Below are 14,433 nucleotides of genomic sequence, written 5' to 3' on the forward strand. Positions count from 1 at the left end.
GTATCGAATAACAAATGGAGACGCGGATGGAACAGTCAGTGGAACAGAAACGGATCAAGGAAAAGTTCATCGCCGCACGCGGCTACTGGCGCCCGTGGACCGATGCCATTCTGAACCTCCATCCCGACTTTCTTGAGCGGTATGCCGATTATGCCGGGCAGCCTGCAAGGAAGGGCCCGCTCAGTCCGCGGATGGTGGAACTTGTATATGTTGCGCTCGACGCTTCTTCGGCGCACATGTACGCGCCGGGCCTTTCGACCCATCTCAAAGGCGCATTGAATGCGGGCGCAACACCTTTCGATGTGCTCGACGTGCTCCATCTGGTGGCTATGCAGGGGCTGGAGGCCGTTTATGCCGGCACCGCGATTCTTGGCGAGGAACTTGGCGCGCGGAAACCGGACGACAGCCACTACGCTGACGTTCCGATTGGTGACGAATTCAAGGCCGCTCATCCCGTCGCTGCCTCGTTGATCGAAGACCTCGCGCAGTTCGATGCAGAGTACGCGCAGGTTGTGATGGACTTTATTCGATCCGGTGGAACGGGCCAAGGTCTGAGCGATAGCGAACGCCTGCTCGTCCAGATCGCGTTGAATGCCTGTTTCACTGCGTTTAATCCCGATGCTGTGCGCCGCCATATTCGTGTTGCTTTGAACAAGGGCATTTCTGCTTCGGAAATTCTCCAGGTTATTCAGCTTGGCGCTCATCTTTCCGTGCATGGCACGGCTTTGGGGGCAATCTCACTTAACGAAATCATTGAATCGGCCAAGGGTCAAGGTAATGACTAACGGTGAAAATGCGATGTCCTGGCTGGGGCTCTCCGGACGCATTTGCGTAGTCACCGGCGGTGCCGGTGGCATCGGTTCGGAAACGGCAAGGCAGATGGCGGCTGCGGGCGCGAAAGTCGCGATCCTGGATCGAACCAGGGAAATCTGTTCTGAAATCCTGAACGATATTCTGCTGGCCGGAGGCACCGCGATCGCTGTCGGCTGTGATGTATCAGACCCCGCGTCTGTTGCCCTTGCTGCCGAAACGGTGATCCGTGAACTCGGCCCCGCTGATGTTTTGGTCAACAACGCGGGTGTCGGCGGTGGTGGCCGTGTCGCGCTGCTCGATGCGTCGCTCGACGAATGGCAGCGTCTGCTGTCAATCAATCTGACCGGCGCGTTCCTCTGCGCACAGGCATTCGGCGCGCAAATGCGCGATGCGGGAAAAGGCGGAACCATGGTGCACGTTGCGTCTATTGGCGGGGACATCGCGATTCCCAAGGGCATTGCGTATAGCGTAAGCAAAGCCGGCGTACTGATGCTCTCAAGGCAACTTTGTCTGGAGCTCGCACAATATGGCATTCGCAGTAATTGCGTGAGCCCTGGCCTGGTACGAACGCCTATGAGCGAGGCCTATTACCAGGATGAGGGCCGTTTGCGCGCGCGCAATGAGGCCGTACCCAGCGGTCGAATTGCAACGTCGAGTGACATGGCAGAAGCGATTCTATTCTTGGCCAGCGATCGGTCCAGTTACGTCAATGGCGAGGATCTCCTGATCGATGGCGGTTTGAGCCGGGTTGTCATGAAAAACATTCCGCGCGTCTGATTCATCGTATGCGCAGTACTCGCACTTAACAAAGGAATTAGGAAAATGGAATTCAATACCCTCCTCGTTGAGATCAAAGACAAGATCGCACTCGTTACGCTCAACCGTCCGGAAAAGCGCAACGCTCAGAACGCCGAAATGCGCAATGAGATCATCGACTGTTTCGACGTGCTCGGCGCGCGTGACGATGTGTCGGTCATCGTTGTCACGGGTGCGGGTTCGGCGTTCTCGGCGGGCGCCGACATCAGCGACCGCAAGGACCTCTCGCAGCCTGGCGCGTTCCCGAAGCATCACCGTATCGTCCGTGAATCGGCGTATGCGATCCGCGAATGCCCGAAGCCCATCATTGCCGCCATCAACGGCGCAGCCATGGGCGCCGGCTTCGGCATCGTGATGAACTCGGACATCTGGGTGGCGTCGGAAGACGCTTACGTCTCGATGCCGGAAATCAATGTCGGTCTGGCTGGCGGCGTCTCGTTCCTGAACCGCATTTTTAGTCAATCGCGGGCCCGCCGGATGTTCTATACGGGCATGAAAGTCACCGGCCGTGAACTGTATCGCCTCGGCCTCGTGGAGGCATGCACGACGAAGGAAGAACTGCTGCCCTTCGCTATGGAAATCGCCAGGGAAATCGCTTCGAAGTCGCCTATCGCATTGCGTCTCGCGAAGGAAGCAGCGCGAATGACCGAGAACATGCCGCTGCGTGAAGCCTATCGCTACGAGCAGGGCAACACCGAATTCCTGTCCAAAACCGAAGACTCGAAGGAAGCACAGCGCGCCTTCCTCGAAAAGCGCGCTCCGGTTTACGTGGGCCGCTAATCAACGCAGTTGTTAAAAGATCTGCGGCGACGAGCCGACAATCGAATTAGCAGCCCTAATAGATTGAATAGAGTTAACCATGAGTGAAATGGATCAAATGCGGGATCAAGTGCGTGACGAAGCATTTTATGCCGCGTTTCGCAAAGAAATTGCTGACTATATTGAAGCCAATGTGCCCGCCGAAGTGCGTGCTGCAACGCGTGCAAACAAGAAGCTGGGCCGCAAGCTCCTGAGCCAATACACGGCTGCCATGGCCAAGGGTGGTCTCGGCTATTCGGCTCCGGGCTGGACCAAGGCGTTCGGCGGCCCCGGCTGGGACGTGATGCAGCGCCTGATCTTCGAAGAGGTGACGGCGGCAATGGACTGCCCGCAGCTGTATCACCACGGCATTGGCCACATTGGTCCCGTGATCCAGGCATTCGGCACGGACGAGCAGAAGGCACGCTTTCTGCCGCCTATCATCGAGGGTTCGGAATGGTGGTGCCAGGGGTATTCGGAACCGGGTGCCGGTTCCGATCTGGCCTCCCTCAAGACCGCTGCCGTTCTGGACGAAACTGGCGAGAACTACATCGTCAACGGCCAGAAAATCTGGACGTCGCACGCGCAGGAAGCGGACATCATGTACACGCTCGTGCGCACGAGCAACGAAGGCAAGCGTCAGGAAGGCATCACGCTGCTACTGATTCCGATGAACACGCCGGGCATCGAAGTTCGTCCGATTCACACGATTGACCAGTGGCACCATGTCAACGAAGTGTTCCTGAAGGACGTCAAGGTGCCGGTGTTCAATCGCATCGGCGCCGAAGGCCAGGGCTGGTCGTACGGCAAGTTCCTGCTCGACCGCGAACGCCTGAGTCCGGCGCTGATGCCGCGCCTGCTCCGTCACGTTCAGCAAGTGACCGAACTGGTTCAGGACAAGATCAAGGAAAAGGGCGCAACCCCATCGCTCTTGAAGGCACTCGATCGCTTGCTCGAAGTCGAAGCCGGTGCGTACGGCACGCGTGAAATCCTGCTTTCGGCGATCAAGGAAGACATGGCCGGCACGCTTCAGTCGTCCAAGTCGTCGGCGCTGAAAATGGCGTGCTCGAAGCAGAGCCAGGAGGTGACGTCGATTGCGATGGACGTGCTCGGGCCCGAGTACGCTGCTCGCCTCCTCCCGCTGCTGCCGCTGGCGACGGCGGAAGACGAGCTGAACCTCGAGCGCAATTTTGTCCATACGTACCTGTTCTACCGTTCGCGCACGCTGGCCGGCGGCTCGACGGAAGTCCAGAAGAACATCATCGCCAAGTCGATCATGAGCGCGGGCTATGCGGTGAGCAACATGTTCCAGGGCGACATGTTCGACTCGTCGGCACGGCTCGCCACTGCGGCTGAAACGCAGAAGGGCAACGCTGTGGAAGGCAAGGCCTCGGGCAAGTGGCAACAAGCCCTCGAACTGGGCTGGCAGTCGGTTCTGGTCTCGGAGGACAACGGCGGCGTCGGCGCTACGCTCGCGGATCTCGCGAGCATTGTTGAGGCGGCCTCGCGTTACACGAACGTGATGCCGCTGGTCGAGCGTTGCGCCGTGGCGCCGGTCCTTCTCGAAGCAGTTGCGGCGGTACCGGTTGCGGCCCCGGTGCTCGAACAACTGCTGAGCGGCGAAGCGTCGGTGTCGCCGGTGCTGCAATCGAAGTCGGGCACGCCTCTCCAGGCCGCGACGGTCAGCCTGGAAGGCAATGTCCTGCGCGGTGCAATCCGTGGTTCGAACGAAAGCGAACCTGCCACGCACCTCATCTTCAACGCGTCTACCGCAGACGGTCAGGCCCTGGTGCTGATCGCACGTTCGCGTCTGGCTGATCGCGCCCGGTTCTTCGGCGGCATCGACGGGACGGTTACCGTGGATTACGAGGTCGACGGCCTCGAAGTCAGCGAAGACGAAATCGTTCTCGTCGGCGCTCCCGCTACCGTCGCGGTCAACCAGGCCCTGCAGATCGGCGCACTGCTGTCGTGCGTGCAGATCGTCGGTGCTGTCGGCGCCAAGATCGAACAGACGATCCAGTACCTCAACGACCGTGTGCAGTTCGGCAAACCGCTGGCTGTCCACCAGGTGCTCCAGCACAGCGTCGTGGATTGCTATGTGGCCTACGAAGGTATCAAGGGTCAAGTCGCTCGCCTGATTGAAGGCTTCAGCGGTAGCGATGACTGCGCTATCGACCGTCAGGTCGTGCTGACCAAGATGTACTGCGCCGGCGTTGCGAAGGAAATCGGCCACGCGGTTATCCAGATGCACGGTGGCATGGGTATGACGGTGGAAATGCCTGCAACGCAACTCTGCATGCAGTCGCGCACAGCAGCGGAGCGATTCGGCAACCGTAGCCAATGTCTCGATTGGCTCGTCGCACAGGTCTAAAGCTGGCTTGATTCAGGCTCCCCAATATGACCGGGGAGCGCTCGATCCTACTCGTACACCATGACATCTTCTACTCTCAGCGCACTGTTTGACGCAAAATCGGTGGCCGTTATCGGCGCCTCGTCGGATCCGGACCGCATCGGCGGTCGCGTCCTGCGATTCCTTCGCGAATCCGGCTATCAGGGAAAATTGTTCCCGATTAACCGCAGTGGCTCCGAAATCCAGGGCCTTCCCGCATACCCGTCGATCCTCGACGCACCCGAAGTCCCGGATCAAGCGATCATCGTGGTTCCGACCGGTAGTGTGGAATCGGCATTGCGCGATGCAATCCAGAAGGGTGTCAAATCCGTGGTCGTCCTGACCGCGGGCTTTGCCGAAATCAACGCAGAAGGCCGTGCCGTTCAAGACCGCATGGCTGCGATGTGCAAGGCTTCGGGCGTTCGCATGATCGGACCGAATTCGCTCGGTTTGCTAAACGTTGAATCGCGCCTGTTTTCGACGTTCTCGGTCGTGCTCTACGGCGTCAGCCCGAAGGCCGGCAAGATCGCGCTGGCGACGCAGTCGGGCGCCTTCGGTTCGGCTTTGTATGGCGCGGCTACGCTGCGCGGCATGGGCTTCAGCAAGATCGTGGCCACGGGCAACGAAGCAGACGTCGATGTCGCCGAAGCCATCGACTATCTGGCTGAAGATCCGGGCACCAGGGTCATCATGGCCGCGCTCGAATCGGCAAAGGACGGTCAAAAACTGCGTCATGCTCTGCTGAAAGCGGCGAAGGCTCAAAAGCCGGTCATTATCATGAAGGTCGGTCGCTCCGAACTCGGCGCGGCTGCCGCAGCAACTCACACGGGTTCGCTGGCCGGCAACGACGCGGCCTACGACGCCGTTTTCGCCGAATGCGGTGCGTATCGCGCCCAGTCGCAAGAAGAGATGCTGGACATCGCGTACCTGATCTCGACCACGGGCCATCTGCCGGTCAACAACGAACTGGGCGTTCTCACGTCGTCGGGCGGTATCGGCGTGATGGTCGCAGACGCATGCGGCGACTCCGGCCTCGCGATGCCTCCCCTGCCTGAAGCCGCCCGGACGGCAATGCTTGAACTGCTGCCGTTCGCGGTGGCCACCAACCCGCTGGACGTGACGGCTCAAATCACATCGGTCAAGAACGGCACGGTCCGCGCCCTGGACGTCATGCTCTCGAACAGCAGCTACGGCACAACGCTGGCGTATCTGGCGTCGGCAGGCCTCGCTCCGGCATCGTTCAAGACCAACTACGAGCAGCCGTTTACCGCGCTCAAGGCCCGGCACCCGGAACGCGACGTCATCGTGGTCACGCTCTCCGTGCCCGAAGTGGACCGCGAACTCGAAAAAATCGGCGTTCCAGTCTTCAACGACGCTACGCGCGCCACGCTCGCACTGGGTGCGGCAGCAACGATCCGCGCGCGTTGGGCGAATCTCTACGAGCCGGGTGAAGCGAAGCGCCGGGCTTATCAGTTGGGCGACGTGAGCACGGAAGCTCTGGCCAAGGAAGCATTGGCCGAAGCTGGCCTGCCGGTGCCGCAAGACGTCCTCGCGATCAACGCCGATGCCGCGGTTGCTGCGGCCGAAGCCATGGGCTACCCCGTGGTGCTCAAGATCGTGAGTCCGCAAATCGCGCACAAGACGGAGGTCGGCGGCGTCGTTCTCAACGTCAGGAACGCTGATGCCGTGCGCGCAGCCCACCAGCAGATCCTGGACAGCGTGTACGTTCATGCCCCTGAAGCACAGATCGACGGCATCCTCGTGTGCCCGATGATTGTGGGTGGCACCGAAATGATCCTCGGGATGAACAACGATGCAACTTTTGGTCCGATGATTCTCGTGGGCGCCGGGGGTGTCAATACCGAATTGTACAAGGACGTGTCTCTCGTCTCCGCCCCACTCACGCAAGCACGCGCACGTCAGGCAATCGACAAGGTGAAGGCTACGGCACTCCTCAAAGGCTGGCGTGGGGCTGCTCCCAAGGACATGGACGCACTCGTCGCGGCAATGGTCAAACTCTCGGATTTCGCCATGAATCATCCGGAAGTCATGAGCGTGGACGTCAACCCGCTTGTCGTGCGTGAATCCAGTGCCGCAGTGCTTGATGCTGTGATCGTCAAGCATCCTGAAACAGCTCTCTAAGCCGTGAACGTGGCCGGACCATCCGGCCGCTATCCCACCCGCGCCAGGAAACACATGAGCCAATCAGAAATACCGAATCAAGCAATGCAAGACCTGCTTGACCGCGAAGCGATTCGCGAATGCCTCTATCGCTATTGCCGTGGCGTGGATCGCGGCGACGAGATTGCGCTGCGCGCGACCTATTGGAAGGACGCAACGGACCGCCATGGCCCCTACCAGGGCACCGCATCGGGATTCTGCGATTGGGCCATGGAATCGCTCAGAACCGCGGGTCGTATGATTCATATGATCGGCAACATCATGATCGAACTGCACGGCGACCGTGCATTGGCTGAAAGCTATTTCCACGCCGTTCAGGAATCCCGGGGAGAAGCGAATCAACCCACCGAAGTCATTCTCTATGGGCGCTATATCGACCATTTCGAGAGGCGAGGCGGCGAATGGAAAGTAACGGCGCGCACCGTCGTCTACGACTGGAGCTGCACGTGGCCCATCGAAACCACTACCGAAACTGAAATGTTCGGAACCGCTCGCCGTCCGTTGGGTTCCCGCTACCCAACGGACACGCTCTATGAAGTTCGCGCCGATATCCTGGCGCTGAATGCTGCTGAAGTGGAAGGCACTGGCAAGAAAGCAAAATGACAAATCATTCTATTGACGTTATTGGAACATCGCGCGATGCGCTGGGAGAGTGCCCGCTGTGGGACGATCGCAAGCAGATCCTGTATTGGATTGATTCCCACGCACGCCTCGTGAAAGCGCGCGATCCGAAAGCCGAATCCGTGCGCGAATGGAAACTGCCATCACAGATCGGTTCCATCGCCTTGTGCGAAAGTGGTCGCCTTCTCGTCGCCCTCGCGGACAGCTTTTGCTTTCTCAATACCGAGACAGGCGACATCACCCACTTTGTTGACGTGGTGCATCCCGCGCCGAATATGCGGCTCAACGACGGCCGGGTTGATCGTGCAGGCCGCTTTGTTGTTGGCTCGATGGCGCTCGGGCGCCGTGAGCCGGTTGGCGAGCTGTATCAACTCGACGGACAAGGCAATCTGAAGGTTCTGGAAACGGGAATTTGCGTCACCAATTCAACCTGCTTTAGTCCCGATGGCAAGCATCTTTACTTCTCGGATAGCCTGAGCCACCAGTTGCGCCGTTATCGCTATGACTCGGCGTCCGGAGCGACCAGCGAACGGACGCTGTTCGTGGCCACGACGTCGCTGAAATCGGGTCCTGACGGCGCCACGATCGACGCACAGGGCAACCTTTGGGCAGCCATGGTCATCTCGGGTCAACTGGCCCGGTTTTCTCCTGATGGCCGGCTCGATCTGCTGATCGATCTGCCTACGGTCTATCCGACCTGCCCCTCTATCGGGGGTCCGAATCTCGACACGATCTTCGTGACCTCAATCAGCAACAGCGGCAATACGCTGAAAAGCGAGAACCCGAACGCAGGGGCCGTTGTAGCGATTACAGGCACCGGTGTACGTGGTTTAACCGAATGCCGGTTTAACGATCTTTAAATCAGGAATGGAAATGACGAAGCAACTGGAAGGCAAAGTCGCACTCGTAACCGGTGGCGCGCAGGGTATTGGTCGAGGCATCGTCAACAAGTTCATTGCCGAGGGTGCGGTCGTTGGCATTCTGGATCGCGATCTGGAAAAAGCGCAGGCCGCCGTCGATGAAATCAAGGCGCAAGGCTGCCAGGCCTATGCCTTCGGCGGCGATGTGGCAAAACGTGAAACCATTTTTATGGCTGCGGGTGGCCTGGTTGAGCAAGCAGGCCGGTTCGACGTCATGGTCAGCAATGCCATGTGGGTTCGTTATGCCCCGGTATTGGAGATCACGGAAAAAGACGTATCGATGATGACCGGCACGGGTTTTAACTCGGTTGTCTGGGGCATTCAAGCGGCTGCCGAATACATGAAGGAAGGCGGATCGGTCGTCAATATCGCGTCCTCGTCCGGCTTTATCGGATTGCCCAAGGCGCTGATCTACTGCGGTGTCAAGGCTGGTGTTCTAGGTCTGATGCGCAGCGCCGCCGCCGAACTAGGCCCGCGCGGCATTCGCGTCAATTCGGTCGCTCCCGGCTATACGGAAACGGAAGGCGTAGTCAAGAACGTCAGCGAAGCAACGCGCAAAATCCGCCAGGCCAAGACGCCGATGCCCCGTTTGGGCAAGCCTGAAGACATCGCGAACGCCGCCTGCTTCCTGGCTTCGGATCAAAGCTCGTTCGTGAATGGCGAATGTGTCCGCGTTGACGGCGGATCGGCGATTGCCTACCTGTAAGCGATAGCCGCTTTCTCCCGTTGTTCCACGCAGTCAGCATCACAAGCAGAAAAAGTAAAATTACACCGATATTGGAGATAGATAATCATGGTTGGAGACACAGCATGAGTTTAAAAAAGGCGATTTTTGTCGGTATCAGCACCCTGTTCGGCGTCGGCGCTGCCGGACTGGCGCGGGCCGACCAGGCACCGGACAATTTCTCGACTAAAAGCGCATCGATTCGCGCTGACGCTCAAGTGGCGCATAAATCCACATAGACCAGTCAAATGCCGCAGAGCCGGGAAGGCCTTGAACAGGCGCCTCTCGGCACAAAGAATTAGCAGCGTGGCCATGGAGCTAACGGCCACGCCGCTATGCGCGCTTATTATTCGTAGGTAAAACGGGATTAGGACATGAAAACCCTTGACGTACAGTCGTTCATCGACGAACGGCCGCTTAACCTTTTCCACCTGCTTCTGTTTGTGCTGTGTTTCCTGACCATTGTTCTCGATGGTCTGGATACGAGCGCGATGGGCCTGATCGCGCCGGCTCTGATTAATCAGTGGGGCGTGACCAAGGCTGACTTGGCCCCGGTACTTTCCGCTGCACTGATTGGCATTGGCATCGGCGCCGCCTTTGCCGCGCCAATCGCAGACCGTATCGGTCGCCGTTCCGTGCTGGTGTTCAGCGTGGCGTTTTTCGGCATTTTCAGCGTCGCCGCCGGCTACAGCACGAACGTCACTGAACTTCTGTGGGCGCGTCTCCTGACCGGCGTGGGGCTCGGCGCCGCGATCCCGAATTGTGCCACCTTGATGTCGGAATATGTGCCGACGCGTATGCGCTCGATGGCCGTGAACTTCATGCTTTGCGGTTTCGCGTTTGGCGGCGCAGTCACTGGCCCGCTGGCCAAAGCCGTGATTCCGGCACACGGCTGGCAAGGTTATCTGATCGTCGGCGGTATCACCCCTATCGTAGTCGCGGTACTGCTCGCCCTGACGCTGCCCGAATCGGTTCGCTACCTGGCCGCCAAAGGCAATAACGATGACCGTATTGCCAAGGCACTGACGAAGATCGCACCTGGCACCGATTTCACGGGTATCAGGTTCGTGACCGACCAGGCCGTTCAGGTCAAGCGAAAAGGTCTGCCGGTTAGCGAACTGTTCAGCAGCCACCTGGCCATGCCTACGATTCTGATCTGGATCGCTTATTTTTGCTCGCTCGTCACGCTCTACGTGTTCCAGATGTGGCTCCCGTCGATCATGCAATCAAACGGCCACGCGCTGGCGGACATGGCCGACATGATGATGAACTTCAACTTGGTCTCGGCAGTCGGCATTTTCCTGTCCGGTATCCTGATGGACCGTTTTGGCCCGCTGCGCGTGATCTCCGGTTATTTCGCGGTCTGCACGCTGGCCGCGCTCATGGTCGGCATTACGGGCGCTCACGGCAGCACGCTGGTCACGCTGTTGATGCTGGTTGCGATGACCAACAACGGCGCCTGCTCCTCGATGTCGACGCTGGCCACCCAGATGTACCCAACGTCGTCACGGGTTACCGGCGCTGCGTGGATGCTCACGATTGGTCGTTTCGGTGGTGTCGCCGGCACGTTCCTGGGCCCGGTTCTGATGAGCATGGGCTGGACGATGACCGCCATCGTCGCATGGGTTGCGGTTCCGGCAGTGCTGGCTTCGCTCTCGATCATCTTCATCGGGGTCAAAATTCCAGCGCTCCTTCGCCGCTATCAAGGCGCCGCTGCGTCTTTCCACTGATCAATAAACGATCTATTTTTGCGCTACGTACAAATCCGCCGTCGAGGAACGGCGGATTTGTGCTTTTTCTGTTAGAGTTATTCCGAAATGTGCAATAATTAATTTTTATTGAATTTCAAAAGGTGAGTCGTCGTGGACCGACTACGTGCGATGGAATTCTTCCTTTCCATCTCTAGAAATAAAAGCTTCTCAGAGACCGCTCGTCAATTCGGCATCGCCCCTGCCTCTGTTTCGCGAATGGTCCTGGATCTCGAGAATGATCTGAAGGTCAAGCTGTTCACTCGCACCACCCGTAATGTCGCCTTGACCGAAGCAGGGCTCGAATACGCAAAGCATGTCGAAGGTATTCTGCGACGCATTGAAGACGCTCATCGGAGCATCACTTCCATTACCACTGCCCCCTCGGGAACGCTGCGGGTTCACTCGCGCGTTATGTTCGGCCTGGGCGTGCTGCCGACTCTGATCAGCGAATTCTCCAAGCTGTACCCGGACATTCAAGTCGAATTGATGCTGAGTGAAAACCCGGCTGATCTGAGCAAGGACCAGATCGATATTGATTTTCGAATTGCACCTCCAGTTGAGTCGGGGATCAAGCGCCGGATCCTTTTCAGGAGCGACCGCTACCTCGTCGTGTCTCCCGGTTACTTCTTTGGCCGGAGCAAACCCACCTCGCCGGAAGAACTGAAACTTCACCGGTGCGTCGCGTATTCCAAGCCGGGAAACGGCTATTCCTGGCGATTCCGAAAAGACAATATCGAAACCGAAGTCTCGTTCCAGCCCTGTCACGTGAGCAATAACGGTATTGCGCTACTCGAATTCGCGCGCATGGGCGAAGGCATCGTTCTGCTGGATGACTACACCGTGCATAAGGACCTTATGAGCGGAAGACTGGTGCGCCTGCTTCCCGAATATCAGGTCACCAATTCCTCATTCGAAGACGGTATGTACGCGACGATTATCGATTCTCCGTCCATTCCGACCAAGATCCGCCTGTTTTTGGACTTCGTCGCTTCCCGCGTCTCCGGCTCTGAACTCAGGTTCTCCGCTTACGAGTCCCACGAAGCGAGGAACCCCACGAACTGACCATGGTAAGGCCCGGCTGGCACATTGGATTACCCGCAATTTTGATGATTCAGCCTTGGTTTTTGATTGAAAATCAGCCAATCTGGCCACAGTAAAATCTCCCGTAGCTTGATACCACAAATCAAGATCTAACTATTGGAGTAGCCACATGAGCGCAGACGTGCAAGAGACCGCCGAAAATACGGTGACCCTGGAAGTCCAGGACGGCGTGGCCCTGGTCACGCTCAATCGTCCGGAGGTCAAGAACGCGCTGTCGCGCGCCATGCGCCGTCGTCTCATTGCCGTATTCGACGAGATCAGCCTTCGCGACGATATTCGCTGCGCTGTCCTGACCGGTTCCGGCACCGCCTTTTGCGCCGGAGCGGACCTCCGCGATCGTCCGGACCCCGACATCCCGGGCGACTTCCTCGATCACAACCGTTGGACTCGCGAAACCGGCAATTCGATCAAAGAGTGCGCGAAGCCCGTGATCGCTGCAGTAAACGGCGCAGCCCTGGGTGCCGGTCTGGGCCTGATGGCCTCATGCGACATCATGTATGCGTCGGAGAACGCCGTGTTTGCAATGCCGGAGATCAACGTCGGCCTGGCTGGCGGTGCGTCGATGCTGCGCACGTTGTTCGGCCGCTCGACCGTTCGCCGCATGTTCTTTACCGGCGACAAGTTGACGGCTCAAGATCTCTTGCGTCGTAATGTGCTCGAGGACGTGCTGCCTGCCGACCAGCTTCGGCCCCACGTCATGGAACTGGCTCGCCGCATTGCCAGCAAGTCCCCCATCGCGCTCGTTCAGGCAAAGAAGGCGGCCAACTTCACCGACCAGATGCCGCAGCGTGAGGCCTACCGTCACGAGCAGGACATCACGATGATGCTGGCCAGGACCGAAGACGCCAGGGAAGCGCGCATGGCCTTCCTGGAAAAGCGCGCACCGGTCTTTAAGGGTCGTTAATCCACTAACCGATAACAGAAAGCGAATATGCAACAAGACCTGGCAGGGCGTTATGCCCTCGTGACTGGAGCCGGCGCTGGCATCGGCAAAGCGACTGCTCTCAGGTTGGCCGCACGTGGCGCTGTCGTTGGCGTCAACGACCTGAAGGAAGATCTCGTCAACGATACCGTCGAAGCCGTGATCGCCGCAGGCGGCCAGGCATGTCCGGTCGTGAAGAACGTCTCGACGCGCGAAGGCATCACAGAGGCCGTTAATACGATGTACGAAAAAAGCGGCCGTTTCGATATTCTGATCAGTAACGCCGCTTGGGTTCGCTATCAGTCGGTATTGGAAATCGCGCCCGAGACTGTCGATCGTATGCTCGATATCGGTTTCAAAGCCGTAATCTGGGGCATTCAGGCCGCGACCGCCGTCATGGATCCTCAACGCGGCGGCTCAATCGTCAACGTGGCCTCGACGGCAGCGCTGCGCTCGGCCGCGAACTCCATCGTGTACTCCGGCATCAAGTCCGGTATACTGGGGATCACGCGTGCGGCGGCGGCAGAACTGGGTGCCCGAAATATCCGCGTCAATGCAGTTTGCCCTTCCGCGGTTCCGACCGAAGGCACGGTTCGAAATCGTAATGAGGAACGTGATGCCAGACGCGTGGCCACGACTCCGCTGGGCCGCCTAGGCAGCGTCGATGACATCGCCAGGGCAATCGTGTATCTGGCTTCCGATGATGCTGGGTTCGTGACCGCGCAGTGGATGGCCGTCGATGGCGGGATCACCTTCACGAATATTTAAGCAGTAGTTATGGCAGCAAACAAAAAAGCTCGCTTGCGCGAGCTTTTTTGTCTTCAGGAATCCATAGGATTACCTGAATGGCCGCCCGTTACTGACTGGCGCCAGCAGCCACGCCAGCCTTCTTCTGCGCGTCTTGCAGATTCTGCGGATAGTTCGGATCGGTCTGTGATGGCTTGTAGCCGGCATCTTCAAGCTTCTTGAGTTCGGCGTGGTTTTTCGCGCGGGCGGCTTTGCGTTCCGCCTTGTGCTGTGCTTTCGCCTGTGCCTTCGCTTGCGCTTTCTGTTCCTTCGTAAGCGGTTGTGAGGCAGCAGCTTGGGCGCCGGCCGTAGCGCTGGCCTCCGTTTGCGCGAGCACGGGCGCGGCGGCGCCGATCAAGAATGCAGTGGTTGCTGCGGCGAAAGTCAGTTTGAAAATAGTTGGGCGCATCGATTCCTCTATGATTGTTTTGAATGGCTTTCCCTTGGCCGAATGCTAAGGCAAGCGGCGCATTGCGCACGACGTGCGCATCATTCAATTTAAACGATCTGCACTGAAGAGAATAGCGGGCGTTGACCCTGGCTTATGGTAAGGAGCTCGCTCGCGAATTGCTGTATCAGGGGTATCGAATCCCGGTCGGACCTCTACGTCG

Annotated in this window: 13 protein-coding genes and 2 pseudogenes; 14 read left to right on the forward strand and 1 reads right to left on the reverse strand. The window is 58.6% G+C overall.

Annotated features, from left to right (window positions below; genetic code table 11):
• The first annotated feature begins 26 nt into the window (after positions 1-26).
• The 14 genes and pseudogenes from P5W99_RS38845 to P5W99_RS38910 all read left to right on the forward strand — a co-directional run bounded on the left by P5W99_RS38845 (position 27) and on the right by P5W99_RS38910 (position 13,804).
• Positions 27-785 (forward strand): carboxymuconolactone decarboxylase family protein, encoded by a 759-nt coding sequence (locus P5W99_RS38845; RefSeq protein ID WP_434667328.1) that lies wholly within the window; start codon positions 27-29, stop codon positions 783-785.
• A complete protein-coding gene (locus P5W99_RS38850; RefSeq protein WP_434667331.1) occupies positions 778-1,590 on the forward strand; it encodes an SDR family NAD(P)-dependent oxidoreductase in 813 nt (270 codons plus the stop codon). The genes P5W99_RS38845 and P5W99_RS38850 overlap by 8 nt, the downstream gene beginning before the upstream one ends.
• A 45-nt stretch (positions 1,591-1,635) precedes the next feature.
• Entirely contained in the window at positions 1,636-2,409 is a 774-nt protein-coding gene (locus P5W99_RS38855; RefSeq protein ID WP_434667334.1) for an enoyl-CoA hydratase/isomerase family protein, read from the forward strand.
• Positions 2,410-2,506: 97 nt separating this feature from the next.
• Positions 2,507-3,712 (forward strand): annotated as a pseudogene (locus P5W99_RS38860) (acyl-CoA dehydrogenase family protein); the annotation flags it as partial.
• Between the two features lie 708 nt (positions 3,713-4,420).
• A pseudogene (locus P5W99_RS38865) lies at positions 4,421-4,798 on the forward strand (acyl-CoA dehydrogenase family protein); the annotation flags it as partial.
• A gap of 102 nt (positions 4,799-4,900) precedes the next feature.
• Positions 4,901-6,958, forward strand: a complete 2,058-nt coding sequence (locus tag P5W99_RS38870) for an acetate--CoA ligase family protein (protein ID WP_434667337.1) — start codon at positions 4,901-4,903, stop codon at positions 6,956-6,958.
• A 54-nt stretch (positions 6,959-7,012) separates the two neighbouring features.
• Entirely contained in the window at positions 7,013-7,600 is a 588-nt protein-coding gene (locus P5W99_RS38875; RefSeq protein ID WP_434667340.1) for a nuclear transport factor 2 family protein, read from the forward strand.
• Positions 7,597-8,478 carry an SMP-30/gluconolactonase/LRE family protein gene (locus P5W99_RS38880; protein ID WP_434667343.1) on the forward strand — a complete coding sequence of 294 codons (882 nt, stop codon included), beginning with the start codon at positions 7,597-7,599 and terminating at the stop codon, positions 8,476-8,478. Before P5W99_RS38875 ends, P5W99_RS38880 begins: the two co-directional genes overlap by 4 nt.
• Before the next feature lie 13 nt (positions 8,479-8,491).
• Positions 8,492-9,244: an SDR family NAD(P)-dependent oxidoreductase gene (locus P5W99_RS38885; RefSeq protein ID WP_434667346.1), complete on the forward strand. Its 753-nt coding sequence runs from the start codon at positions 8,492-8,494 to the stop codon at positions 9,242-9,244.
• Between the two features lie 104 nt (positions 9,245-9,348).
• Positions 9,349-9,501 carry a hypothetical protein gene (locus P5W99_RS38890; protein ID WP_434667349.1) on the forward strand — a complete coding sequence of 51 codons (153 nt, stop codon included), beginning with the start codon at positions 9,349-9,351 and terminating at the stop codon, positions 9,499-9,501.
• 135 nt (positions 9,502-9,636) lie between these two features.
• Positions 9,637-10,992, forward strand: coding sequence for an MFS transporter (locus P5W99_RS38895; protein ID WP_434667352.1), 1,356 nt, complete (start codon positions 9,637-9,639; stop codon positions 10,990-10,992).
• Between the two features lie 150 nt (positions 10,993-11,142).
• Entirely contained in the window at positions 11,143-12,075 is a 933-nt protein-coding gene (locus P5W99_RS38900) for a LysR family transcriptional regulator (RefSeq protein ID WP_434667354.1), read from the forward strand.
• Positions 12,076-12,223: 148 nt separating this feature from the next.
• Positions 12,224-13,018: an enoyl-CoA hydratase/isomerase family protein gene (locus P5W99_RS38905; protein WP_434667357.1), complete on the forward strand. Its 795-nt coding sequence runs from the start codon at positions 12,224-12,226 to the stop codon at positions 13,016-13,018.
• Positions 13,019-13,045: 27 nt separating this feature from the next.
• The gene (locus tag P5W99_RS38910; RefSeq protein WP_434667360.1) at positions 13,046-13,804 is read left to right on the forward strand and encodes an SDR family NAD(P)-dependent oxidoreductase; all 759 of its coding nucleotides are present in this window, start codon (positions 13,046-13,048) and stop codon (positions 13,802-13,804) included.
• 88 nt (positions 13,805-13,892) lie between these two features.
• Here P5W99_RS38910 and P5W99_RS38915 read toward each other — a convergent pair whose 3' ends face one another.
• A complete protein-coding gene (locus P5W99_RS38915) occupies positions 13,893-14,231 on the reverse strand; it encodes a DUF4148 domain-containing protein (RefSeq protein ID WP_434667363.1) in 339 nt (112 codons plus the stop codon).
• Between the last annotated feature and the right edge of the window lie 202 nt (positions 14,232-14,433).

Origin of the sequence: Paraburkholderia sp. A3BS-1L (assembly GCF_051125215.1) — a bacterium.
Lineage (GTDB): Bacteria > Pseudomonadota > Gammaproteobacteria > Burkholderiales > Burkholderiaceae > Paraburkholderia.

Excerpts from the sequence above, each read along its gene's own strand:
- P5W99_RS38845 (WP_434667328.1), top strand. The coding sequence starts at position 27 with ATGGAACAGTCAGTGGAACAGAAACGGATCAAGGAAAAGTTCATCGCC.
- P5W99_RS38850 (WP_434667331.1), top strand. The coding sequence starts at position 778 with ATGACTAACGGTGAAAATGCGATGTCCTGGCTGGGGCTCTCCGGACGC.
- P5W99_RS38855 (WP_434667334.1), top strand. The coding sequence starts at position 1,636 with ATGGAATTCAATACCCTCCTCGTTGAGATCAAAGACAAGATCGCACTC.
- P5W99_RS38875 (WP_434667340.1), top strand. The coding sequence starts at position 7,013 with ATGAGCCAATCAGAAATACCGAATCAAGCAATGCAAGACCTGCTTGAC.
- P5W99_RS38880 (WP_434667343.1), top strand. The coding sequence starts at position 7,597 with ATGACAAATCATTCTATTGACGTTATTGGAACATCGCGCGATGCGCTG.
- P5W99_RS38885 (WP_434667346.1), top strand. The coding sequence starts at position 8,492 with ATGACGAAGCAACTGGAAGGCAAAGTCGCACTCGTAACCGGTGGCGCG.
- P5W99_RS38890 (WP_434667349.1), top strand. The coding sequence starts at position 9,349 with ATGAGTTTAAAAAAGGCGATTTTTGTCGGTATCAGCACCCTGTTCGGC.
- P5W99_RS38895 (WP_434667352.1), top strand. The coding sequence starts at position 9,637 with ATGAAAACCCTTGACGTACAGTCGTTCATCGACGAACGGCCGCTTAAC.
- P5W99_RS38900 (WP_434667354.1), top strand. The coding sequence starts at position 11,143 with ATGGAATTCTTCCTTTCCATCTCTAGAAATAAAAGCTTCTCAGAGACC.
- P5W99_RS38905 (WP_434667357.1), top strand. The coding sequence starts at position 12,224 with ATGAGCGCAGACGTGCAAGAGACCGCCGAAAATACGGTGACCCTGGAA.
- P5W99_RS38910 (WP_434667360.1), top strand. The coding sequence starts at position 13,046 with ATGCAACAAGACCTGGCAGGGCGTTATGCCCTCGTGACTGGAGCCGGC.
- P5W99_RS38915 (WP_434667363.1), bottom strand. The coding sequence starts at position 14,231 with ATGCGCCCAACTATTTTCAAACTGACTTTCGCCGCAGCAACCACTGCA.